This is a genomic window from Aliivibrio fischeri (genome assembly GCA_038993745.2).
In the GTDB taxonomy this organism is placed as follows: domain Bacteria; phylum Pseudomonadota; class Gammaproteobacteria; order Enterobacterales; family Vibrionaceae; genus Aliivibrio; species Aliivibrio fischeri_B.
Genome location: CP160630.1, coordinates 364,977 through 387,587 on the forward strand (window position 1 = coordinate 364,977; position 22,611 = coordinate 387,587).

Genomic DNA, 22,611 nt, shown 5'->3' on the forward strand with positions numbered 1-22,611 from the left:
TTTTTCCTAGACGTCAGTTAGGGAAATTAACATGTCTACATTCACAGCGATAACTTCTTCTAAATCATCCATTCTAAATAATTTAGCAGCAACTCCTATAGTATTAACCATTGCTGGATCTGATAGTGGTGGTGGTGCCGGTATTCAAGCTGATATTAAAGCTATTTCAGCTACAGGGGGATATGCCTGCTCTGTTCTTACGGCATTAACGGCTCAAAATACTCAAGGGGTAACAGGAATTTATCCAGTTAGTGGTGAATTTGTTGAACAACAGATTGATGCCGTTTTTTCTGATTTAAATGTGATTGCCGTTAAAATTGGAATGTTGAGTGACTCTGATATTATTCACTCTGTAGCTAAAAAAATTAAACAATATGCTCCTCAATTTCTAGTGGTTGACCCTGTTATGGTAGCAACTAGTGGAGATTTACTTCTTCAAGCATCTGCAATTGATAGCCTTAAGTCTGAACTACTTCCTCTTGCCGATGTAATCACTCCAAACCTCCCTGAAGCCGCAGCATTAATTAATGCTCAAGTGCCAAAAAATGAAGTCGAAATGACAGCAATGATCAATCAACTTCGTCAATTAGGTGCTAAGTCGGTTTTATTGAAAGGCGGGCATCTAGAAGATGATACCAATAGTACCGATTTACTTATTCTTTCTGATACCGTTGAGCGTTTATCAACGGCACGTATTGAAACTCGCAATACTCACGGAACTGGATGTACTTTATCTTCTGCGATTGCTTCGTATTTAGCTCAAGGTCATGAATTACAAACCGCTGTGACATTAGGTAAGCATTACATTACTCAGGCAATTATTCATGCGGATGACTTGAATATTGGTCAGGGACATGGGCCAGTTAATCATTTTTTTGCGTTGAATGTAAAAGAGTTGCGTGATGAATAACGGCATTGGAGTAATCATTTCTAATGGTACTTTACGGTATACAGATAGCCATAGTCCTATTATTTCCGGATTGAAGATGACGATACCTAAAGGGAAGTGGACTGCAATTCTTGAAGAAGTGGCTGCGGTAAAACGTCTATTCTTCGTTATTTAGCGGGATTACTGAAAAATAAAGTCGTATGGTCAGGTGATATCCACATTGATGGGGCAGAAGGCATAGAAGGAAATATTGCTTATATGGCACAGCAAGACTTATTGATGCCATGGCTAAATGTTATTGATAATGTTTGTTTTGCTAGCAAGTTTTCAGAGGATAGGACAGAAGATAAGAATCGAGCATTTGAGTTGTTAGAGCTTGTTGGTTTAAAAGGCCAAGAAAGAAGTATGCCGTCACAGTTATCTGGCGGAATGCGTCAGCGGGTGGCGTTAGCTAGGACACTCATGCAAGATAAGCCGTTGGTACTGATGGATGAACCGTTCTCTGCGCTAGATGCGGTTAATCGTTATCGACTACAAGATCTTGCTGCTCAGGTTTTAGTAGGTAAGACGGTTTTATTGATTACTCATGATCCACAAGAAGCATTAAGATTGAGTGATAGGATTTATATAATGAAAGGCCAGCCCGCTTCTTCCATTTCTTTAACGGTCCCAAATACGCCGATACCTAGAAAAATCAGTGCAGAGCTGGCGGTTCTTCAGCAACAAATAATTGATACTTTAGAGGTCGATTATGTCTAAATCTCTTCCTATAAAGCAACCTTCACCAACGCCAAATCAGGTAAAAGAAAAACCGTTACAAAAAAGCATCAGCGCTATGATAAGGAATGTAATTAGTGCGATTGTTATTTTGGGATTATGGCAATTCATTGTGATGGCTTTTGCTTTACCTAGTTTCATTTTACCTAGTCCATTTAGTGTATTTTCTCAATTAATAGAAAGATACGACGTGTTGCTTGAGCATTCATGGATAACGGCTCAAGAGATCTTACTTGGTCTTGGTTTAGGGCTATCCATGGGACTATTGTTTGCCTTACAAATGTTGCTATTTGACCCACTCAGACGTTGGCTATTACCTATATTAATAGCCAGTCAAGCAATCCCTGTGTTTGCTATTGCACCTATTTTGATGCTTTGGCTAGGTTACGGTATTGCGTCAAAAGTGGTGATGGCTGCCTTAATTATTTTTTTTCCAGTTACTACCTGCTGTTATGACGGCTTACGTAATACCCCGACAGGTTATCTTGATTTAGCTCATACCATGGGAGCTTCTAAGTGGGCAATCCTTAAATACGTTCGTCTTCCTGCGGCTTTACCTACATTGGCTTCAGGTATTCGTGTCGCTGTTGTTGTTGCACCGATTGGAGCAGTCGTTGGGGAATGGGTCGGTTCAAGCAAGGGGTTAGGCTATTTAATGTTGCAAGCAAATGCCCGAATGATGATAGATGAAATGTTTGCTGCGTTATTCATTCTCGCGGGTTATCTGTCAGCTTGTATTTTTTAGCAGATGTATTAATTAAAAAACTCATACCGTGGCAACACGATAAATAATGTATAAGTAAAAGGACTCAATGAAAAATGAAGAAGGTATTAATTAAAGGCGCTATGGCTCTGCTCCTTTCTAGTTATTCCATGATAGTAAGTGCAGAAGATAAAACCATAACATTAATGTTGGATTGGTTTGTAAACCCAAATCACGGGCCAGTAGTGGTGGCACAACAAAAGGGGTATTTTAAAGAAGAAGGCTTGAATATTACGATTCAAGAACCAGCGGATCCAAGTATGCCTGCTAAATTGGTTGCTGCAAATAATATCGATCTGGCGATTTCGTATCAAACCAGTTTAACCATTGACGTTGCTGCTGGTTTACCGTTGATTCGCTCAGCTACCTTGATTGCAACCCCTCTGAATACCTTGATGGTACTTGATAATGGAAAAATTAATTCACTGGCTGATTTGAAAGGTAAGAAAATTGGTATTGCGATTGCTGGCAATGAAGAAGCCACAATTGGAACCATGTTAAAAACAGAAAATGTGAATTTTTCGGACGTTAATATTATCAATGTTGGTTGGGCTCTCTCTTCGTCATTAGCATCAGGTAAAGTCGATGCAATTTGGGGGGATTACGTAATTTCGAAACTAACCAACTGGCGTTGGAAGGGTATAAAGCGAAATCGTTCTTCCCAGAAGAGCACGGTGTCCCATCGTATGATGAGCTTGTTTTTGTTGCAAATGCTAAAACTTACGATGCAGATGCATTAAAGAAGTTTAACCACGCTATCGAAAAAGCAACGCAATTTATTGTGAATCACCCTGAAGAATCATGGAAGACCTTTATTTCTTATGCGCCGGATACATTAAATAATGAATTAAATAAACGCGCATGGAATGACACACTAACTCGTTTTGCATTACGTCCATCTGCGGTAGATTTGCAGCGTTATGACCGATTTTCTGACTTCATGTATCGACATCAAATGATAAAAACACAACCAAAAGCCCAAAATTTTGTTCCTGTTCTATAAAATTTCTATGGAGGAAATATGAACCATCAAGACTTGATTCAAGCGTGTCAAAGCGAATGGAATGAATACACGGAACATAATTTTGTTCAGCAATTAGCACTTGGTGAATTAGCACATTCATCATTTTTGCATTATTTAAAACAAGATTTTTATTTTTGAAGCAATACACCAGAGCATATGCACTTGCGATTTATAAGGCGAGGACGTTAGCGGAAATGCGAATGGCTTTACCTAGTGTTCAAGCATTATTAGATTCTGAAATTGCACATCATGTCGCTTATTGTGGCGAATGGGGGATCTCAGAGTCAGAGATGGAGGAAGAACCAGAAGCTTTTGGTACCGTTGCATATACACGTTTTGTCCTTGATACAGGAATGTCAGGAGATGTGATTGATCTCTATGCAGCACTGGCACCGTGTTCTATTGGTTATGCTGTTATTGGTGCGCAATTATTAGCGAGTGAATCTACCGTATTAGAGGGTAACCCTTATGCGAATTGGATAAAAATGTATGGTGGAGAAGAGTTTCAAAAAGGTGTCGAAAAAAGTGTTAAACAATTAGATATCCTACTGAATGATATTGAGTTAGAAAGCCAGCGTGGACAGCGTTTATGTCATATTTTTAAAACGGCAACTCGTATGGAAGTGGCATTTTGGCAGCAAGGGTTGGATGACGCATAAAGCGTGTATTAATAAGAATAGGAAAGAGAATAATGACAATCATGAACATACAATACATTGTAGAATGCTTAGCTTTATTGCGTGAGAAAAAACCGCTAGTTGTTAATATTACTAATTACGTTGTGATGAATAATACAGCGAATGCTTTGTTAGCATTAGGTGCATCACCTATCATGGCACATAGTCAGCAAGAAATGGCAGAGATGATGAGTTTCTCTGGTGCGTTAGTTATTAACATTGGAACACTAGATAGTGTATGGACACCACGAATGCACTTTGCTGTTGAGCAGGCTAATTTAAATAATAAAGTCGTGGTTCTTGATCCTGTCGGTTGTGGTGCTAGCCAGTTACGAACACAAGTTGCTCGTCAAATAGCTGAAGCTGCAAACAAGTTAATTATTCGTGCTAATGCGTCTGAAGTTATCGCCCTCGCTGGTGAAAATGCACAAAGTAAAGGGGTCGATGCACTAGATAGTAGTGATTCTGCTGTGGGGGCGGCGTGTTACGTTGCACAAAAGTATCAATGTAGTGTGGTAATTTCTGGTGAAACAGACTACATCGTAACTCAAGATGCACAATACAAATTGAATAATGGTCATGCAATGATGCCGTTTGTTACAGGTATGGGTTGTACGCATACTGCGTTAACTGGTGCCTTTGCTGCAATCGGTGATGAGTCTGGTGTTGTTGCAACTGCCGTTTTAGGGGTTGCGGGAGAGATTGCTGCAGAGCAATCAGCAGGTCCGGGGAGTTTGCAAATGAATCTATTAGATACGCTGTATCAGTTAGATGAAGAAACACTCACTCGTCGTTTGAAATTAACGGTTAATGCTTAGGTTTTATAGTATGAATAATCCTTATACATTGTATTTAGTGACAGATGAAAAACAAGATATTGATACATTGTGCCATGTTGTTGCTGAGGCGGTAAAAGGCGGTGTCACCATGGTGCAAGTTCGTGAGAAACATGGCGATGTACGTGCTTTTATTCAACGTTCTTTAGCGATAAAAGAAATACTAAAAGATAGTGGTGTACCACTAATCATAAACGATCGTGTTGATGTGGCATTGGCAGTTCAAGCGGATGGCGTTCATTTAGGTCAATCTGATATGCCAGCACAAATAGCCCGTCAATTGATAGGCCATGATATGATTCTAGGACTATCTGTCGAAAATGAAACACAATTGTGTAACGCCCAAGAACTACCTGTTGATTATCTTGGTATTAGCGCGATATTTTCGACACCAACTAAGACTAATATAATTAAAGAGTGGGGAATTCAGGGGTTGGCTTTTGCGGTAAAAGAGAGTCAATTACCACTTGTTGCCATTGGTGGGATTAATGACTCAAATATTCGAGAGGTTGTTGATACCGGCGTTGATGGGATCGCTTTGGTTTCTGCAATTTGTCATGCTTCTTCTCCAAAACAAGCGAGCCAAGCATTGTTGGGTTTAATGAATGATGACGTAGAATTGAAAAAGTAATTCAATTATATAGAATCAGAGCACTTTTTTGGGTGCTCTTTTTTTTGCTCTTCTTTCATATTATACATGCGTTTATCGGAACAAATTAGCGCGTTTTCTAAATCATCTTTAGTTGATGTTTTTATGCCATAAGCAAAAGAAATTTGTTCATTACAGAGTTGTTCATGTATGTGTTTAATAAACGCGCTTGAACGACCTTTATGAGTCGTTACGATAAATTCATCTCCTCCGACACGAAAAGCCATTTCTTGTTTAAGACATGCATTTCTAAGAGCTTGAGAAAAACGAATGATCATCAAATCACCAACTTGATGTCCTTTTAAGTCATTCACTTTTTTAAATCATTTAAATCAAAATAAATAAGGTCAAATTCCGTTAACTTTATTTCAGAAAGTTTCCTTCTATTATATAGATTTGTGAGTTCATCTTTCATGGTTTGTTTTGCTAACATTTGCATCATTTGAGTAATGCCAACGGCAATGAGTAAAAACGCAATAAACAAGGAACCATCATCTAACAGGGTATCTATAACTTCAAAATGATCGGCATAAAATTCAATCTGAGGAAACTCTGTTAATAAATCATAAGCTTTATTAAATAAAAGAAGACAAGCACCAGCATGAAGAAATGGATATTTTTTGAAGGCGTTAATAGTGGTTAAAAAAATATAAGTAAGCAAAATAAGAGTTAAGCCTTCAAAACCAAGATCTGATGAGGACTCAAACCCAATATCGTTATAAAAAAACACACAGACAAAAAGAAAAATGAAGAGAATCGTAACAACGATGAAGGGCATTTTCTTATTTGTCATGATCATTAACCATTGTTTATGGGGTGCTGTTAAGTATAACAACTTAGTTTACGATAAAAAACAAGGTGCGAAGGCGATTTTATCGTTGATTTGTTGTGAAATATAAAGAAAAAGCTGCGATTAGAAATAAACAGCAGCTTTTTGAGTGGGTATTCACTTTTTAATGTAACGATTTGAGTTTTGCTATTCCGTATTATTGATTCGAGCTGCCTTTTGCGTAATTAAGTGCATGAATGACTTCATCGCCATCTAATAAAACTGGAAGAGTTAGACCTTGTGGAGTATTAGGCCCATACACAACGGTCAGAGGAACGCCATATCGTTGGTGTTTTTTTAAATACTCCGTTATTTTATGGCTTGGATGAGTCCAGTCTCCCTGCATGGTAATTACGTTTTCTTGCTGTAATGCAGGGTAGACAGGGTTTTGTAATATCACGCCGATTTTATTGGTTTTACAAGTAATACACCAATCAGCGCTGACATTAACAAAGACGGTTTTTCCTTGTTTCACATAGTCATCAATAGTACGTTCATCTAATGATTCCCAGTGTAAGTTATCTTCCGTTGGAGTAACCCAATATTTGGTGGTCATGCTGCCAACAATAAGTATTGAACTGCTTAAAAAAATAATGACAGCAATAATTGTGATTACCGTATTTTTTCCATGTATATGAGCAATTTTATAGAGTAAATAAATACTAAAAAGTAACGCAATAATTACGGTTAATAAGACTCCAATGAATGGTGAAAGTAAGCTCAATAACCACAATGTTGAACTCAGCATCATTAAACCAAAGACGATTTTGACTTTGTTCATCCATGGGCCTGATTTTGGCATATATGAAATTAAGTGAGGAAAAACAGCAAAGAATAACCAAGGCAAGGCCATGCCCAATCCTAAGAAAGTAAAAATTAATAGCATTTCTAATGTGCTAGCACCTAAAGCAAAAGCGATAGCTGTTCCTAAAAATGGGCACTACATGGTGTAGCTAATAGTGTCGCAAACATCCCTTGTATAAAATTTCCGAGTGTTGAATTGTCGCCTTTTTGGGCAATAAACGTTGAAAATCGATGCGAAAGTTGTATTTCGAATAATCCTAAAAGGTTAGCTGTAAACAGGCCCATTGTGATAGCCATAAAGCCTATAAATAGTGGGTTTTGATATTGGATGCCCCAACCAATCATTCCACCTGTAATTCTTAAAATAAGTACGCTAAAAGCGAGTAACCAAAATGAAACCAATATTCCTGAGGCAGAAGCTAAAAATTGTAAACGTATAGATTGGCTATTCGTAGAGGATAGAGCGAGCATATTGCTCAATTTCATACCTAAAACCGGCAGTACACAAGGCATAATATTAAGGATTAAGCCTCCCAATAATGCGATACCAATAATGTTAAATATATTATTTGATTGTATTTCATCAGTAGGTTGGGCTATCGCAGAAACTGAAAAAAGCGATAGAAAAAAAAGAGTCATTAAAATGATAAATTGACATCGATTGAACGATTTTACTTTTTGAATGATAAACATGGTTTTACTCCGAAAATAATTATATGAAAGATATAAGTTATTGCGGAATTCTTACTCGTGGAAAATACAAAATGCTAAATGTCGCCGCACCCTATAAGAAGTGTGAGGTTCTGTGAAGAGGTTGATTTTATCTACTTGTTTTTGAATTGCTGAAATAATTGCAAGCACCAAGAGAAACATAACAAGAGCTACATCAAAATATGAAGTATGAGCTTTAATAAGATGCTCACTACTTGTGCATTTTTCACTGATATTACTTTGATTGTGTGTGGCTTGTTCGTTGAGCTCTGTACTTGTTGGGGCTGCAGGGCATGGATATGATCTAGCTAGGTTTTGAGATAAGCAAACGCATAGAACGGTAGCTACTAATAAAAGCATCCAAGAAGCAATGGTTTTTTGTTGATATTGTAAGAGTGTGAATCTCAAAAAGTCTAACTCAATAACGTAAATTCTTTTGGTATTTTATGTTTAAAACTTAAAAGGTCAATTGTTCCTCGTAACAAATATAAACCTATTGTGAAATAACTACGTTTAATATTAGTTCCGTGAATTGTTGGCATGAAAATTGATAATAAAATGAAATAATAATTATGTATCTACTGCAACTTATAGCAAAGATGTAGATGGAACTACCTGAGAGAAAAGTTATGAATTTATCAATCAAATCAAGATTATATTTGCTTGCAATATTACCAATAGTTTTAACCTCTTTGTTAATCATGTTAATGACATACAAGGAAACGAATGCGCTTAACCAAGCACAAATGGATATGACGCGCACACAAATGATGGAGATGAAACGCGTAGAATTGAAATCGTATTTAGATATCGTTTCATCAGAATTAGAACACCTTGAAAAACAAGGGAAATCCATAGATGAAGTGCTCGAAACACTAAAACCGATTCAATTTGCTGATACAGGTTATTTATTTGGTTTCCAATCCAATGGTGTACGAATTTTACAAGGTAATACCAATGATATTGGTAACAATATGTGGAATTCGAAAGACAAAAGAGGCAACTATTTGATCCAAGATATCATTACTGCCGCTAAAAATAAGTCTGGATATTCAACATATTACTACCCTAAATTAAATGAAACTGTTGCTTTACCTAAACTGGCTTACAGTGTTTATTTTCCAACATGGGATTTGATTGTAGGTACTGGTTTCTATACTGATGATGTTGATGCCGTTATTGCGGATATGAAAGCGCTTAGTGATGAGCAGCTTGCACAAAGTATGAAAGCGATTGTGTTGTTCACATTAGTTATTGTGGCTGTTGTTGCAATGATCGGCTTTTATATCAATAGAAGCATTATGGCTCCAATTCAAAAATTTGATGAATCAATTCGTTCATTTGCTTCGGGTGATGCAGATTTAACGGCAAGAATGCCTGAGTTTACTGTTCCTGAGTTTAATCAATTGAGTCATAATTTTAACTTATTCGTTAATTCTCTACATCAAATCATTAGTAATGTATCACTAGTGAGTCAAGATGTTGTCGCTGAAACCACTCGAATGTCAGAGCGTTCAGCACAAGTTAATGCTGTAGTAACTAATCAACGTTCAGAAACTGAGCAAATTGCAACAGCGATGACAGAACTAACGACGTCTTCTCATGAGATATCTGCTAATGCTGAGCAAGCGGCTAATTCAGCTCAAGATGCTGATAATAATGCACAAGTTGCAATGCAAACCGTAAATGAAGCATCAGAATCAGTGAAGACGCTAGCTGCAGAATTAGATGAAGCAAGTGATGTTATTTCAAAATTAGAAGGTGATGTACAAAATATCGCAAGTACGTTATCCGTTATTCAAGATATCGCTGAACAAACTAACTTGTTAGCTCTTAATGCGGCCATTGAAGCGGCAAGGGCGGGGGAACAAGGGCGTGGATTTGCCGTTGTTGCTGATGAAGTTCGTAAATTGGCGAGTCGTACTCAAGAGAGTACAGCACAAATTCATCAACGAATTGAAGCGCTTAAGTCCGGTTCTGATTCGGCAGTACAAGTGATGGCGGCAAGTAAAAACTTCAGTACATTGACGGTAACTAAAGCGGTCGCTGCATCTGAGTCGTTAAGCCAAATTTTAGTGTCGGTTAATACGATCATGGAAATGAACTCATTAATAGCGACAGCGACCCAAGAGCAGAGTTTGGTTGGTCAAGAGATCTCAGAGCGTATTGTGTCGGTATCTGATCAGAGCTCAGAATCCGCAGATTTAGCGAGTCAAAACCGCTCTGGTGGTATTGTGTTAAACCAAAAAGCCAACGAACTGTCAGAATTAGTTGAGCGTTTTACACTTTAATCGATACGTTAATTAATACATAAAAGCACAAGATTGATGAGATCTTGTGCTTTTTTATTACCATAATTTAAAGGTATCCCAATTACTTAACGCTTCAATACTTGAATCAATTGGAGGGGCTAAAAAAGCTAAAATCACCGTAGCAATTACGAATATTGCAGATAGTGATAAGTTTGAAAAATCAGTCAGTTTTAATGCTGAACCAAATGAGCGTTTAATACGAACATTGGCCAAATCAACACTGTATATTTCGTCTAATAGAAGATGAATGACACCACCACAGAATACAAAGATGCCGGATAACCAAGCAAATAGATCCGCATTTTTAAATTTGTCATTGATAATAAAAGCGGTTGTGTTTGTGGTTAGTAAGCCGCAAAAGAGCAAAAATAACAATGAATGACATATGCCTCTATGAATCGTTTGCCACTCGAATACGTTTCGGATCCCATATTTTATAATTAGGTGTATTACAACAGGTAAACCAATTAAAAGCATAAATTGCCTTTCATTAATGGCATCACTCGTAAAGTAGCGAATACTGAGTAAAACAATACACACAGTAAAAAGATTAAAAATAATATCGAGAGAGGTGGAATTGTCTGAGTCAATATCAGGCAGCAGGCCACCAATGGTACCTAAAAACCAAAGCCATAATGCCGTATCAAGATCGATATGGTTAGCGGAAAGAAGTGCTGCAGAGGCGGCACCAGATGTTAATGCGGCGACATTTAAATGTGTGCTGAAATTTGCCATAGGTTTTCTAAGAATTCTTTTGTAATATGAAGGCTGATTAATTGAGATAAGAAATTATGTTTAAAATATTTGCATTACTGTTCATCGCGTTAGGTATCTATATCGGAATGAATTACGGCGATGAAGTTCAAAGTGTTATGGATTCAGATGCCTTTGAGCAAGTACAAGATACTTTGGTTGATGGAAAAGATCTTGTGATTGAAAAAATTGAAGATGCTGTTCAGTAATAGTTAGCATGTTCGATGAATAAAATAAAAATCCCCCTTGATAGCAATATCGTGGGGATTTTTGATTCTATACAAACGAACCATGAAAACAAGAGGTTAACTGTTTTTATATACAGTTATTTTCTGTTTTGGTTAAATTCACGGCTAATGATGCGTGAACTAACTTATTTAAGCGGTAAAATTGTGATTTCTACACGGCGGTTACAAGCACGGCCTTGTTTTGTAGAGTTATCACAAACTGGGTAACGAGCACCGTAACCACGAGCATTAACTCGACCAGCGGCAACGTCTTGCTTAATTAGGTAGGTACGCACTGAATCAGCACGTTGCTCTGATAGTGTTTGGTTTTTAGTTGCATTACCAGAACTGTCAGTATGACCATCAATTTGAAGAGCTGTATCTGGGTATTCAACAAGGATACGTGCAACACCGTTTAATGTGTTGTAGATACTAGCATCTAATTGGTATGAGCTAGATTGGAAACCAATACCGTTGTCCATTACTAGTTTAAGTTCGTTTTTGCCTACACGTTCAACTTGAACACCAGAGCTCTTAAGCTCATTACGTAGTGCCTTTTCTTGTTGGTCGAAGTAGTAACCAACACCACCACCCACAGCACCACCTGCAGCAGCACCAATTAATGCGTTTTTACGACGCTCTTTTGCGTTATCACCTGTTGCAAGACCAATTGCAACACCTGCAAGTGCACCAGCAAGAACGCCTTTAGTTGCTGAGTTTGTTTCAGACTCACCAGTTGTTGCGTTTTGGCGTTGAGTTGCCTGACAGCCAGTTAATGAAATAAGTAATGCAAGCGCAATTGTGATTTTTTTCATGTTTTTCTCTAGTTATGTACATCTGTGGCGCGCAGTTTACTCCTAGATGATCAAAAATCAATGCTTTATATGAAAGGTTATTGACAAAAATACTGATAATAACGTGATAAGTGTCACCTTATCTTTAAGAAAATAAATAACTTATTTTTCTAGATTTGCTAATAGCTTTTCACAGGTCGCTTTTAACTGTTGCAATTCTTCAAGTTGTAATTGGCTTTTACAAAAAATACCATTAGGTACAGATAGGGCTTTATTTTTTAGTTCAATACCTTGTTTTGTAAGGAAAACCAAACGGATGCGTTCGTCTTCTTTGCTGCGCTCTCTTGTGACTATCCCTTTTGATTCTAATCGCTTAAGTAAAGGGGTTAGGGTGCCAGAGTCAAGGTGTAGATCATGTCCTAGATCTTTTACATTAATGCCATTTTTTTCCCAAATAACCATCATTGCGAGATATTGAGGATAGGTAAGATCCAATGTATTGAGTAATGGACGATAGGCTCTGATCATGGCATTAGATGCGCTGTATAAAGAGAAACATACTTGATTCTTAAGTAATAATTGAGGGGAATCAACATTATTTTTATCTTGGGTTTTGTTTTGTTTTTCCATTGATGCCTCTTTAAATAAAAATAGATTGTGCACAATATACTTGTATTTCATTTAAGAATCGACATATACTGAAGGAAATTAAATTGCACGCAATCTAATTGTTGGCAATTTTTATAGATTAAATAGAATTTAGAATAAAGGGGCACCATCATGACAACATTGTATACAACAAAAGCAACGGCTTTGGCTGGACGTAATGGTCAAGTAAAAACAGATGATAATATGCTTGATCTCGCATTAAGTTATCCAAAAGAAATGGGTGGTACAGGGGAAGCAACGAACCCTGAGCAGTTGTTTGCAGCAGGTTATTCAGCGTGTTTTTCAAATGCGATTCTTCATGTGGCTCGTGAAATGAAAATTAAGTTAACTCAAGCTCCTGTGACTGCTGAAGTTGGTATAGGCCCAAATAGTGCGGGTGGTTTTGCTTTAACGGTTGCGTTTGCTGTTGTGCTTGATTTAGAAGATCAACAAGCACAGCAATTAGTAAAAACAGCGCATCAAGTTTGTCCATATTCGAATGCGGTTAAAGGGAATATTGATGTAAAACTCTCTGTAAATGGCGTAGCTCTTTAACTCGTAAGGAATGATTAAATGAACACGTTATTATTGACGGCAGGGCGTGTACTTCTTGCTTTGTACTTTTTGATCCCAGGTATCATGAAGTTTGTATCTTGGGATATGCACATCCAGTTGATGGAAAAGCATGAGATGCCGTTTGTGCCTGTTTTGCTAGGGCTCGCTGGTGTTTTCCAGATTGGTGCCGCGATTTTATTGATTGCAAATCGCTTTACGTGGATCGTTGCTTTGTTATTAGCTGGCTTAGTACTTGTGATTAATGTCTCTTTACATGATTTCTGGAATTATTCAGGGATGGAAGGCGCGCATGAAATGCAAAATTTCATTAAAAACTTAGGCATTTTTGCTGGTTTACTCGTGCTTTCAGGTCACTCTATGCCTGAGTGTTGCAAGACAAAAAAGAAGTCATAATAAAACGTGAGTAGCACAATGAAGAAAGGGATATGAAATTAACCATATCCCTTTTTTTATTAATTAGTTAATGTGATCTACTTACTTTTCAGCAGTAAAGAAATCATTATAAAGCATGTAGAGGTGAGCAGAGCTCCAAGAGAAATTTGGAGCACCTTGTTGATCACCCGTTAGTGGGTTGTAGTTTTCACGAATAGGACCGTCACCAACTAAGCCATCAGCATGGTCAAAGAAAGCACTCGCCATTTGTACCGCATCATCACGATAACCATAACTTTCCATTCCTTTTAATCCGAAATAGAATTGATCAACCCAAACACGGCCACGCCAGTAAATATCAGGACCGAAAGCAGGGCTTGTTAATGCTGCCGTTCCTAAAGGTACATACGTATTAAATTCTTTAGGATCTTTCATTACTTTAACAATGGCATCGGCATGAGATTGAGTTGCCGCTTTGTTGAAGAGAGGAGACCAACCTTCAGGACCTTTTCCTCGTTCAACAATAGGTTTACCAGCACAACCATTGGCTAGTGGTTTGTCTTCGATACGAATATCGTAGAAGAATCCAGTATCTTCATCAAACATACAGGTATTAATGTAGTTGGCTAACTTATCTGCTTTTTCTCTAAAGTCTTTTGCCTCAGATGTTTTACCTAATATATCGGCCATTTCAGCTAGGTATTGGTTATCACTATACATATAGCTTGCTTGGTCAACAGATTCTTGCAGTAATGAATATCCTAGTAGTGTGCCATTTTTATCTCGATTTTGAGCAAATTTAACTTCCCAATCAGAGCGTTTACCTCCATTTTTAACATAAGCGTCCAGTTGCTCTTTATCGATAAACCCAAACGCTGCTGCATCATCACGACCTGATTCCCAAGAGGCCGCAGTTTGTGCCGGGATCTCAATATGGTCATAGTTACCAGATTTAATGATCTCTTGGTATTTATCTAAACCAGCAAGTTCTTCTTTTTTATTACCATGTTCAACTGTAAATAGCATATCGCCATTGTCGGTATTGTGTGCTTTATCGCGTGAAGCGCCGTATTCAGGAACGCCGTTACCATTATTGTCACGGTTACGTAACCACCAATCATGATAAGCAACCAATTTAGGGTACATTTCTTCTAACCATGCTTTATCTTCAGTGGTTTTGTACACTTCCATTACTGCCCATGCTGCAAGACTTGGTTTGGTGTTTCTTTCATTCCAGTTACCACCGTCACCGCCTCGCTCTGGACTTGTGTTGTAGGCAACTAAGTCAGGTATAAAGCCTTTATCCCATGGGCGAACAGCATCATCAGCTTGGATTTGATAAGCAAACATCGCTCGAATGTTGTTTTTAGCGACTTCAGGGTTGAAGTGTGCCATTGCATAAGCTTGCTTCCATGTATCCCAAGGCCATGTTTGATTTCCAGAGAACCAGCGAGCAGTAACTGATGGCGTTACCGAATCAAATTGCATTGCACCAGCTGCCCCACGCCAGTTGGCATTTAAGGTTTCCATTGCTTTTACAGCTACACGCTCTTGGGCTGGTGTTGCGTTAGGGTTTGTTAATCCTTTTTCTAGATAATTTTCCCAACGTTGTTCACTTGCCGTTAAGTATTGTTGTGGGTGGGCGAAAATATCCAAGATCTTAATTTGTTCTTCTTGATTTTCTTCAGCAGTTAAGACGTGAGAATAAGTGGTGTAGATTGTGGTGGATTGTTCAATTCTTGCCGTAGAATTAAAGCTTAACCCCTCAACTTTTGTCGTTGTAGGTATCGATTTGTGAATTTGATACTCTGATTCACCAGATGTTAGCAGTGACCAAGTCGCTCTCACTTTACCAAAAGTCACCTTCAAACCGTCATCTGTAGGTACAATGGTTCGATTATAATTTGGGTACTCTTCAGCAATTGTTTTTTCTGATTGGCTTTTTTCTTCTTTAGCGTGATTTCCTTCGATTAATTGACCGTCCCAAATCAGTTCAACAGGAGTGTTTGTGATAATTTTGGTTTCAACTAACGAGGTACGGTTCGTTGCAAAGCGAAGTGTCATTTCAATCGTCACATCATCAGATGTTAATATTTGAACTAAAGCTCCTGGAAGGCTGTATGCCTCCATGCTGAATTCAACTTTTTTACCATCTTTATATATACTTAAGCGATCAAAATTATTCGCCATAAAGTTAATGTATTCTTCAGTTAGTAGCGCTGTACCTGGAAAACCTCCCATACCATCGTCATTATCTGGTAGTAGGTGGCCGTGCCATGCTCCCATATCAAAGAAAGGGTTAAAGCGTTGATGATCATCAAAATCGTAATCACGCATGTAATCAGGGGAGCCTGTACGATCGATAACGTTTTTATATTGAGCCGCTTTTAAATCAGAAGTATTGGTCGTTGATGTCGTTTGGGTACATCCAACAGCAAAAAGAGCAGTAGCAACAGCAAGTGCAGAAATTTTTAAATTCATAGTGGATTCTTATTCTCAGTTAAGTAAAGTTTTACTAAATTTAACTTTTGCATAGTAGTTATAAATGAGAGGAGTTTCAGTGAAGCTTGTCTCACAAAATTAAACAAGCTTCATAAACGGTGTGACCTACTTACCAATAGTAATATTGCATGATGAATATTTCGTTGGATGAGTCAGTAGTGTCATTATTCATGAAAAACTTAGAATCAATGGCGGTAGCGAATTTACCATCAGCATATTCATACCAAATACCACCATTGATATATGAAGTAGTTTCATCTTCTGCTGTATCCATTTTTGTGTTTGCATAGTTGTATGCGGCAGATAAGTAAACACCTTTTGTAACTTCATAATAGGCACTAGTCATAATACCTGTTTCTGTTCCTTCACTGTATTCATTACCTTGGTCTGTATGGTGCCAAACACGAGCAGCTAAGGTTTTATACTCAGCACCTAGTAAATACATTTCACCGGAACCGTCAGTAAATTCAGCACCACCAAGTAATGTTAAATCATCGGCAATATCGTATTGGATATAACCATTCACAAAAGCGTCATAGGTATATTTATTAGCGTATTCATCATATTTACCAAAATGAACAGGCGCATCATCTTCTGTAAAGTCAGATTCTGGTGCTGCTGAGATACTATAGCGAAGTGCGCCAACTTCATTACGGAGCTTGATCCCTACGTGTACGTCTCGAGTATTTGGTAAGGTATAACCATTTTCTGGTGTTGCATCTCCCCACCATTGAATATCATCGAGTGAAGAGTCAATGCGCCCAGCAATAAACTCGGTTCCTGCATCGGTTCGATACCCAGCATAAAATCGATTTATACCTCCTTCAAAACCACCCCAACCATGACCAGTAGCCCATGCATTACCATTGTCATCTGCTTGGACGGTCCAACCTTCACCATAAATTAGGCCAAACCAATTTCCTTCTTCAATGGCAAGACCGCCTTCAATATATGTTCCATCGCTGTAACGGCCTTTATCGTTACCATCAAAAAAAGTTCTTCCCCCAATCCCCATTTCACCGTAAAAATCAGTTTCAATGGCGTGAACGTTCGCTGTTAAAAGTAGAGTTGAAAGTAGTGACAGCTTCGCAAAAGTAGGTTTCATATGTAAATATTCTCACTGTAGTAGAATTCATTTTTATAGGTAAATATTGGGAAACAACGCTTCTGTAATTGTGTTTGTAGCGATGACCAATAAGAGAAAGAATATCGATGAGAAGGTTGAAATAGTAGGCTCTAAAGGGAAAAGTGTGAGTATGTTAAGACGGTTTTTACTTATATTTACCTAAATTTTTACTTCTGAAGAAATCACATGATTTGATTTTTAGAATCGCTATGATTACCGTTTTAGCAATGAAAATTAAGCGTTAATATGTATCTGCATAGATTGATTGAATAAAAAAGGCACTGAATATTATCAGTGCCTTTTGTCATATCTAGGGGAAACTAAGTGCTAATTTGTTTCGTGTTACTTGGTTGATGTTGCTGTTTTGAGTTCTGGACTCTTTGCCTGTTTTTTCTCGAAGCGAGATATCCACCAGTAAGCAAGAGCGGAGAAGACCATCGTCATAAAGACATTAATAAAGAAGGCTTTCATTAAATCTACACCAGTTGGGAAAGCTGAAGCTGTCATACTTACAACAAAGATAAGAATAAGGACAGATACAACACCCATACCGAAATGACGAGAACCCATACGGAAGTCACGAGGTGTATCATCAAATTTTAGACGGAAAACAAAGTAGGCAACCATGATGAAAATAGGCGGTAGCATTGCAGTACCTGCAGTTAGGTTAATTGCAGTATTCATCATCTCTTGTACTGACTCAGAGCCAAATCCATTAACAACAAGCATGACAAATACAAAAGCAAATTGCCACCAAGCTGCGCGAACAGGAACACCATGCTCATTTAACTCCGTTGTTTTTTCACCATAGACACCTTTTGGAATTTCAGAAAAGTGGATTTTAACTGGTGCTGCAGTCCACATCATCATTGAACCAAACATTGCGATGAATAGAACGATACCAACAAAACGACCGACTAGAGCTTCAGAAATATTGAAGTACTGAGCCATACCCGTAAAGATTTCAACCATACCACCAGCATACGTTAAGCTTTCACGTGGAATGAACACATTTACAAGTAAAGAGCCAACAGCGTACATAACACCAATTAAGATACCCGCTGCGATAATGACTTTAATAAAGGTTTTTTGACCACCTTTTACGTCTTTTAAGTAAGCCGCAGCGGTTTCTGCACCACCAGCAGCTTGGAAGATCCAACACATAATACCAAGTGTTGCCCAGTTAATGGTTGGTGTCATTGCTTCCATCGTAATTGGTTGAGCAGGGGTATGATCGCCACCAAGCGCCATTAATGCACCAATGACATAGATACCAAACAGGGCAAATACGCCATAAGCAACCATTTCTGATATTTTCCCTAGCCACGTCGCTCCTTTCGTTGAAATATGAGTTGCAGCAGCAAAGAGAACAATCGAAATAATTGATGTCACCATTGGAGAGAAAGAATATTCATACCCTAGCATAGCGTATGAAGCGTAAGCGATAACGTTCGGAAGTAGGGAAACAAACCAAAATAAATTTACAAACCAGTACAAGAATGAACCTAAGTAGGCCATTTTTGTACCTAGAGGTTGTTTTAGCCAATCATACATGCCTGATTCAGAGTTTTTATTTGCTGATACAAATTCGGCAATAATAAAAACGAATGGGATAAAGTAGACGATAGTGGCGAGCAAAAAGATAGGAGCAGAGCTTAATCCCAACTCAATATTGTTATTTACAATGTTACGCACGTTAAAAACGGCGGCCATTGTCATAGACAGCAAGGCAAACTTACCTATTGTGCCTCGTACAGATTCAGACATAGTTATTGCATTCCTATTTGTTTGCGTGAATGTTATTTTTTGTATGTAAGGTAACTTTTAGTAAAATTATAGTAATTAATTTTACTAAAAGTTACTGTGAGATGTGTCATTAAATAATGAAGAAAAAATAAGCAAAATGTGATGATGATCTATTCTAATGTGATGAAACGATAGTTAGGTTAGTGGTTATTCTTAAATAAGGTATCGTTAAAAAGGTGAATGTTCGTAATGACATTGTAGTGGTAATGCGAGGAGGCATTTTTTTGTTCTGTCGATTGTTATGGTCACTTTAGAACAAATACTCACCACTTAGTCTGAAGATGTGTTGTGCCGTTGATCGCTAATTATTTAGATAAACGAGATTAATCTAAATAATTCAAACTTATTTGGAGGATAAATAAGTAAATATTTCAATAAGTGCAAAGATATGAAATTATTTATGTTTGGTGGTAAATTATTTGGAGCAAACAAAATAAAAATATTGACCTTGTTGTAATTGCAGAATATAAGGTAGGGAAATTTTAAGTGCCTCATATAAGGGTTAAGTTATTAATTTTATAATTTATTTTTTTTAGCATGTCTTTTTTTACATACTAGATAGCAATGATTAGAAATTTGAATGGAACGATATCGATGTATTAAAATTTCTAATGAAGTGAGTTTTATAGACAAGTTTCATGCTTTAAAGATATACAGAAGAATTCGTAGCTTTAAGTTATATGACATGAATTTATTTTTATCGACTGCATCAGAGATAAAATCATTTTTATTTAATACAGAGACAACAGAAGGTTAAACTGATAGAGCTGTTTTGAGTTTTTATTTTATTGGTTTCATTAAAAATAGTAATGGTTTGGTCATCAAAAGGTGATTCATTTATTTTCATAAGTGATTTATCTGTACTTGTAGTATGTAAATTAAAAAATGTTTAATGTTAAATTATTTGGATTAGATAAGCTTTTCTTATTTGTGGTTTTGTTTTTGTGCATTTTTGCATCGATAATTTATTATCATATATATTCCATATCAATTTTAGAGAAAAGTATTCACATTAATTACCAAAAGGTTGTTGACGTAACAAAGCGGTTTCATGGCTATTACATAAATTCGGATACGATATCTTTAAAAAAAGGCGTTCATGATAATGATGGCGTAGGCGTTATTGTTAATAAACTAGGGGACGTTAAAGTATTATCTCCAGCTATAAATCAGCTTTATAAGAGCTTATCTGGAGTGATAGAATCAAAATATATATGGACTGTTGCTGTTATAGATAAGTTGCATAATGAAAATACAGAGAACTCATACTTTAAGCCTTTAAGAGATGGTTATCTTAGATTTAACAATAAGTCATTGCATGATTCAAACATATTAGAAAGCATAGTTAATTTAGAAAGCTTGAAAGTTAGCTATAAATCTTTCCATCATGATGATGTGAGAATTACTGAGATATATAAAGAGCAATGGACAGGTGAAAAAATATACTCAGTTATTTATCCTATTTATTTAGATACAAGGTTAACTTCGGTTATTATTGTAGATATTAAAAGAGGCTGGAATTCTCTTTTAATTGAAAAGTTTAATCAGAAACGTTGGACTCATTTTTATTATGGAAAAGGTGTTAATTGGGCAACATTTACTCTTGCATTGCCATATACATCGGATAAATATTCACCAGATGTAAGTATTGATCTTCTTTCAATATTGATAGGTAGCTTTTATATATCTTGTGTTGTCTTCTTTGCCGCATTATGTGGTTATTATTTTTATGTAAAAGTAACTATAATGAGAAGCTACGATCATATGACGGGGTTTTATCGTCGTGATTTTTATGAACCAAAATTGAAAGCATTAGAATCAGCTTCTTTTTTAATGATAGATATCGACCATTTTAAGCGAGTAAATGATACTTATGGGCATGACTTTGGTGATGTTGTTATTCAAGAAGTAGCGCATCGTATACAAAACTGCATTAGAGTAAATGATATTGCTATTCGTTGGGGTGGCGAAGAGTTCATTATTATCTTTCAAAAAATAAATCAAGATGACCTTATGAATAAGGCGGAATCCATTAGAGAAGTAATAGAAAGCAAATCAATTGATGGAATAGAAATTACGATATCTATTGGTGGAGCCACCCAAAGAGACTTTGAAGCCGTTAGTGATGCAATAAAGAGAGCTGATATTGCGCTTTATTATTCTAAAAATGCAGGCCGTAACATAGTTACATTAGATAAGAACAATTATGATTTTTAGCAATGTTGATAATAATAATATGTATGTAAAGTTTTTCTTATGCTCATTTATACTGTCAGGATATATATTGTATCAATATAACAGGTTAGAAATAGAATCGTTTAAAATGGAGTTTCAAAGCAATATAAATAGGCTTTATGATACAATTAGGAAAATAACACCATATTATTTAAATACTAATACAGTAGAGCTATATAAAGGAACGTATACTATTGATGAAGTTTCTGTGATGGTAAATGAAAATAGTAAGGTAAAGGAGTTGTCTTTAGGTATAAATTTATTAGAAACAGAGATAAGGAAGTATATCGGTGATGACTATTGGAGTATTGCAATTATACAAAAGTCAGACACAAATACAGATTCAAATACCGCACATTTTAAGCCATTACGTGACATCCATGTTAATTTAAATTCAGATATGAAATATGATAGAAACTGGATAGACAGAATATTAATCAATGAAAAAATATCAAGTAACTATCATGTTTTATCATTATGCGATTTGAAGTTAACAGAACCATATGTTGAGAAAATCTCAGAGCAAAAAGTTAGGAGCATATTTTACCCTATATATGTTAATAAAAATCTAACCGCAATGTTTTTATTGGATATTAAAGATTCCGTATTTGATAGTTGGTTGAATGAATTTAACACAGATAGATTTAGTTTTTTATATTATATCAATAATGAAAATCCATTTTTTTCTTTAGATGATTCAATAGATATTCCTTGTTCTCCAATTGAAAACATATTGGGATTATCAATAAATATAAACAAAATAATGATATGGAGCTTGCTATTTGCGTCTGTTATTACAGGCGGGTTCATTTTTATTGAAAAAACACTACGAAAGTTTATTTTTTATTGCACTCTCGATGATATGACTGGCCTTTATCGTCGTGATTTCTATGAAATGAAGCTTAATCATTTATTAGATAAATCCATTATCATTGTTGATATTGATAAATTTAAAAGCATCAATGATAAATATGGTCACTCTAAAGGTGATGAAGTCATAACTGAGGTATGCCGTCGCTTAAGGCAATGCATTAGAGGTGATGATTTAGCCATTCGTTGGGGCGGTGAAGAGTTTGTTATTGTTTTAAGTAATGTTTCTAGTATTGATTTATTTAATCGCTCTGAAGCAATAAGGGTATCAGTGTCAGAAAGCCCAATTGCTGGTATGAATGTTTCTGTATCTATAGGGGCAGCAATAGGGAAGAAATCTTCTTTTAAACGTACGCTAAAAATGGCGGATACTGCATTGTATCAATCAAAAAATGCAGGAAGAAACAAAGTGACGGTATTTGAAGGATAAT

The 22,611-nt window shown here is 36.6% G+C and carries 19 protein-coding genes and 4 pseudogenes; 13 read left to right on the plus strand and 10 right to left on the minus strand.

Annotated features, from left to right (window positions below; genetic code table 11):
• Positions 1 to 31 precede the first annotated feature (31 nt).
• The 7 genes and pseudogenes from thiD to thiE all read left to right on the plus strand — a co-directional run bounded on the left by thiD (position 32) and on the right by thiE (position 5,597).
• Positions 32 to 910, plus strand: a complete 879-nt coding sequence (gene thiD / locus AAFX60_015695; GenBank protein ID XDF79849.1) for a bifunctional hydroxymethylpyrimidine kinase/phosphomethylpyrimidine kinase — start codon at positions 32 to 34, stop codon at positions 908 to 910.
• A pseudogene (locus AAFX60_015700) lies at positions 900 to 1,648 on the plus strand (ABC transporter ATP-binding protein). The gene thiD and the pseudogene AAFX60_015700 overlap by 11 nt, the downstream one beginning before the upstream one ends.
• 67 nt (positions 1,649 to 1,715) lie before the next feature.
• Positions 1,716 to 2,458: pseudogene (locus AAFX60_015705) on the plus strand (ABC transporter permease).
• Between the two features lie 54 nt (positions 2,459 to 2,512).
• A pseudogene (locus tag AAFX60_015710) lies at positions 2,513 to 3,432 on the plus strand (ABC transporter substrate-binding protein).
• Between the two features lie 18 nt (positions 3,433 to 3,450).
• Positions 3,451 to 4,112, plus strand: a pseudogene (tenA, locus tag AAFX60_015715) (thiaminase II).
• Between the two features lie 32 nt (positions 4,113 to 4,144).
• Positions 4,145 to 4,948, plus strand: coding sequence for a hydroxyethylthiazole kinase (gene thiM, locus AAFX60_015720; protein ID XDF79850.1), 804 nt, complete (start codon positions 4,145 to 4,147; stop codon positions 4,946 to 4,948).
• Between the two features lie 10 nt (positions 4,949 to 4,958).
• Positions 4,959 to 5,597 (plus strand): thiamine phosphate synthase, encoded by a 639-nt coding sequence (gene thiE, locus AAFX60_015725; protein XDF79851.1) that lies wholly within the window; start codon positions 4,959 to 4,961, stop codon positions 5,595 to 5,597.
• Positions 5,598 to 5,602: 5 nt separating this feature from the next.
• Here the strand turns inward: thiE and AAFX60_015730 are convergent, their stop codons facing one another.
• From AAFX60_015730 to AAFX60_015745, 4 genes are all read right to left on the minus strand, one after another.
• Entirely contained in the window at positions 5,603 to 5,929 is a 327-nt protein-coding gene (locus AAFX60_015730; GenBank protein XDF79852.1) for a diguanylate cyclase, read from the minus strand.
• Complete coding sequence (locus AAFX60_015735) at positions 5,926 to 6,408, minus strand: hypothetical protein (protein XDF79853.1); 483 nt, start codon at positions 6,406 to 6,408, stop codon at positions 5,926 to 5,928. The genes AAFX60_015730 and AAFX60_015735 overlap by 4 nt, the downstream gene beginning before the upstream one ends.
• Positions 6,409 to 6,601: 193 nt before the next feature.
• Positions 6,602 to 7,330, minus strand: coding sequence for a thioredoxin family protein (locus AAFX60_015740; protein ID XDF79854.1), 729 nt, complete (start codon positions 7,328 to 7,330; stop codon positions 6,602 to 6,604).
• A 41-nt stretch (positions 7,331 to 7,371) separates the two neighbouring features.
• Complete coding sequence (locus AAFX60_015745; GenBank protein XDF79855.1) at positions 7,372 to 7,941, minus strand: cytochrome c biogenesis protein CcdA; 570 nt, start codon at positions 7,939 to 7,941, stop codon at positions 7,372 to 7,374.
• Positions 7,942 to 8,588: 647 nt separating this feature from the next.
• Between AAFX60_015745 and AAFX60_015750 the strand changes: the two genes are divergently transcribed.
• On the plus strand, positions 8,589 to 10,250 hold the full coding sequence (locus AAFX60_015750; protein XDF79856.1) for a methyl-accepting chemotaxis protein: 1,662 nt from the start codon (positions 8,589 to 8,591) through the stop codon (positions 10,248 to 10,250).
• Between the two features lie 57 nt (positions 10,251 to 10,307).
• Here the strand turns inward: AAFX60_015750 and AAFX60_015755 are convergent, their stop codons facing one another.
• Positions 10,308 to 11,006 carry a metal-dependent hydrolase gene (locus AAFX60_015755; protein ID XDF79857.1) on the minus strand — a complete coding sequence of 233 codons (699 nt, stop codon included), beginning with the start codon at positions 11,004 to 11,006 and terminating at the stop codon, positions 10,308 to 10,310.
• 56 nt (positions 11,007 to 11,062) lie between these two features.
• On the opposite strand from AAFX60_015755, the gene AAFX60_015760 reads away from it, so the two are divergent.
• The gene (locus AAFX60_015760; protein ID XDF79858.1) at positions 11,063 to 11,233 is read left to right on the plus strand and encodes a hypothetical protein; all 171 of its coding nucleotides are present in this window, start codon (positions 11,063 to 11,065) and stop codon (positions 11,231 to 11,233) included.
• A 164-nt stretch (positions 11,234 to 11,397) separates the two neighbouring features.
• Here the strand turns inward: AAFX60_015760 and AAFX60_015765 are convergent, their stop codons facing one another.
• A complete protein-coding gene (locus AAFX60_015765) occupies positions 11,398 to 12,066 on the minus strand; it encodes an OmpA family protein (protein ID XDF79859.1) in 669 nt (222 codons plus the stop codon).
• Between the two features lie 141 nt (positions 12,067 to 12,207).
• A complete protein-coding gene (locus AAFX60_015770) occupies positions 12,208 to 12,675 on the minus strand; it encodes a MarR family transcriptional regulator (GenBank protein ID XDF79860.1) in 468 nt (155 codons plus the stop codon).
• A gap of 150 nt (positions 12,676 to 12,825) precedes the next feature.
• Between AAFX60_015770 and AAFX60_015775 the strand changes: the two genes are divergently transcribed.
• Together AAFX60_015775 and AAFX60_015780 are read left to right on the plus strand one after the other, a co-directional pair.
• The gene (locus AAFX60_015775) at positions 12,826 to 13,248 is read left to right on the plus strand and encodes an organic hydroperoxide resistance protein (protein ID XDF79861.1); all 423 of its coding nucleotides are present in this window, start codon (positions 12,826 to 12,828) and stop codon (positions 13,246 to 13,248) included.
• 18 nt (positions 13,249 to 13,266) lie between these two features.
• Positions 13,267 to 13,662, plus strand: a complete 396-nt coding sequence (locus AAFX60_015780) for a DoxX family protein (GenBank protein XDF79862.1) — start codon at positions 13,267 to 13,269, stop codon at positions 13,660 to 13,662.
• An 81-nt stretch (positions 13,663 to 13,743) separates the two neighbouring features.
• On the opposite strand, the gene ygjK is transcribed toward AAFX60_015780, so the two are convergent.
• From ygjK to AAFX60_015795, 3 genes are all read right to left on the minus strand, one after another.
• Positions 13,744 to 16,122, minus strand: coding sequence for an alpha-glucosidase (ygjK, locus tag AAFX60_015785; GenBank protein ID XDF79863.1), 2,379 nt, complete (start codon positions 16,120 to 16,122; stop codon positions 13,744 to 13,746).
• 130 nt (positions 16,123 to 16,252) lie between these two features.
• Positions 16,253 to 17,248, minus strand: coding sequence for a protein YgjJ (ygjJ, locus tag AAFX60_015790; protein ID XDF79864.1), 996 nt, complete (start codon positions 17,246 to 17,248; stop codon positions 16,253 to 16,255).
• 363 nt (positions 17,249 to 17,611) lie between these two features.
• Positions 17,612 to 19,036 carry an amino acid permease gene (locus AAFX60_015795; GenBank protein XDF79865.1) on the minus strand — a complete coding sequence of 475 codons (1,425 nt, stop codon included), beginning with the start codon at positions 19,034 to 19,036 and terminating at the stop codon, positions 17,612 to 17,614.
• A gap of 924 nt (positions 19,037 to 19,960) precedes the next feature.
• Here AAFX60_015795 and AAFX60_015800 point away from each other — a divergent pair.
• Together AAFX60_015800 and AAFX60_015805 are read left to right on the plus strand one after the other, a co-directional pair.
• Positions 19,961 to 21,292, plus strand: coding sequence for a GGDEF domain-containing protein (locus tag AAFX60_015800; protein ID XDF79866.1), 1,332 nt, complete (start codon positions 19,961 to 19,963; stop codon positions 21,290 to 21,292).
• Positions 21,282 to 22,610, plus strand: coding sequence for a GGDEF domain-containing protein (locus tag AAFX60_015805; GenBank protein XDF79867.1), 1,329 nt, complete (start codon positions 21,282 to 21,284; stop codon positions 22,608 to 22,610). The genes AAFX60_015800 and AAFX60_015805 overlap by 11 nt, the downstream gene beginning before the upstream one ends.
• Position 22,611 lies beyond the last annotated feature (1 nt).

Coding starts and splice junctions, on each gene's coding strand:
- thiD (XDF79849.1), top strand. CDS start 32: ATGTCTACATTCACAGCGATAACTTCTTCTAAATCATCCATTCTAAAT.
- thiM (XDF79850.1), top strand. CDS start 4,145: ATGACAATCATGAACATACAATACATTGTAGAATGCTTAGCTTTATTG.
- thiE (XDF79851.1), top strand. CDS start 4,959: ATGAATAATCCTTATACATTGTATTTAGTGACAGATGAAAAACAAGAT.
- AAFX60_015735 (XDF79853.1), bottom strand. CDS start 6,408: ATGACAAATAAGAAAATGCCCTTCATCGTTGTTACGATTCTCTTCATT.
- AAFX60_015740 (XDF79854.1), bottom strand. CDS start 7,330: ATGCTATTAATTTTTACTTTCTTAGGATTGGGCATGGCCTTGCCTTGG.
- AAFX60_015745 (XDF79855.1), bottom strand. CDS start 7,941: ATGTTTATCATTCAAAAAGTAAAATCGTTCAATCGATGTCAATTTATC.
- AAFX60_015750 (XDF79856.1), top strand. CDS start 8,589: ATGAATTTATCAATCAAATCAAGATTATATTTGCTTGCAATATTACCA.
- AAFX60_015755 (XDF79857.1), bottom strand. CDS start 11,006: ATGGCAAATTTCAGCACACATTTAAATGTCGCCGCATTAACATCTGGT.
- AAFX60_015760 (XDF79858.1), top strand. CDS start 11,063: ATGTTTAAAATATTTGCATTACTGTTCATCGCGTTAGGTATCTATATC.
- AAFX60_015765 (XDF79859.1), bottom strand. CDS start 12,066: ATGAAAAAAATCACAATTGCGCTTGCATTACTTATTTCATTAACTGGC.
- AAFX60_015770 (XDF79860.1), bottom strand. CDS start 12,675: ATGGAAAAACAAAACAAAACCCAAGATAAAAATAATGTTGATTCCCCT.
- AAFX60_015775 (XDF79861.1), top strand. CDS start 12,826: ATGACAACATTGTATACAACAAAAGCAACGGCTTTGGCTGGACGTAAT.
- AAFX60_015780 (XDF79862.1), top strand. CDS start 13,267: ATGAACACGTTATTATTGACGGCAGGGCGTGTACTTCTTGCTTTGTAC.
- ygjK (XDF79863.1), bottom strand. CDS start 16,122: ATGAATTTAAAAATTTCTGCACTTGCTGTTGCTACTGCTCTTTTTGCT.
- ygjJ (XDF79864.1), bottom strand. CDS start 17,248: ATGAAACCTACTTTTGCGAAGCTGTCACTACTTTCAACTCTACTTTTA.
- AAFX60_015795 (XDF79865.1), bottom strand. CDS start 19,036: ATGTCTGAATCTGTACGAGGCACAATAGGTAAGTTTGCCTTGCTGTCT.
- AAFX60_015800 (XDF79866.1), top strand. CDS start 19,961: ATGTTTAATGTTAAATTATTTGGATTAGATAAGCTTTTCTTATTTGTG.
- AAFX60_015805 (XDF79867.1), top strand. CDS start 21,282: ATGATTTTTAGCAATGTTGATAATAATAATATGTATGTAAAGTTTTTC.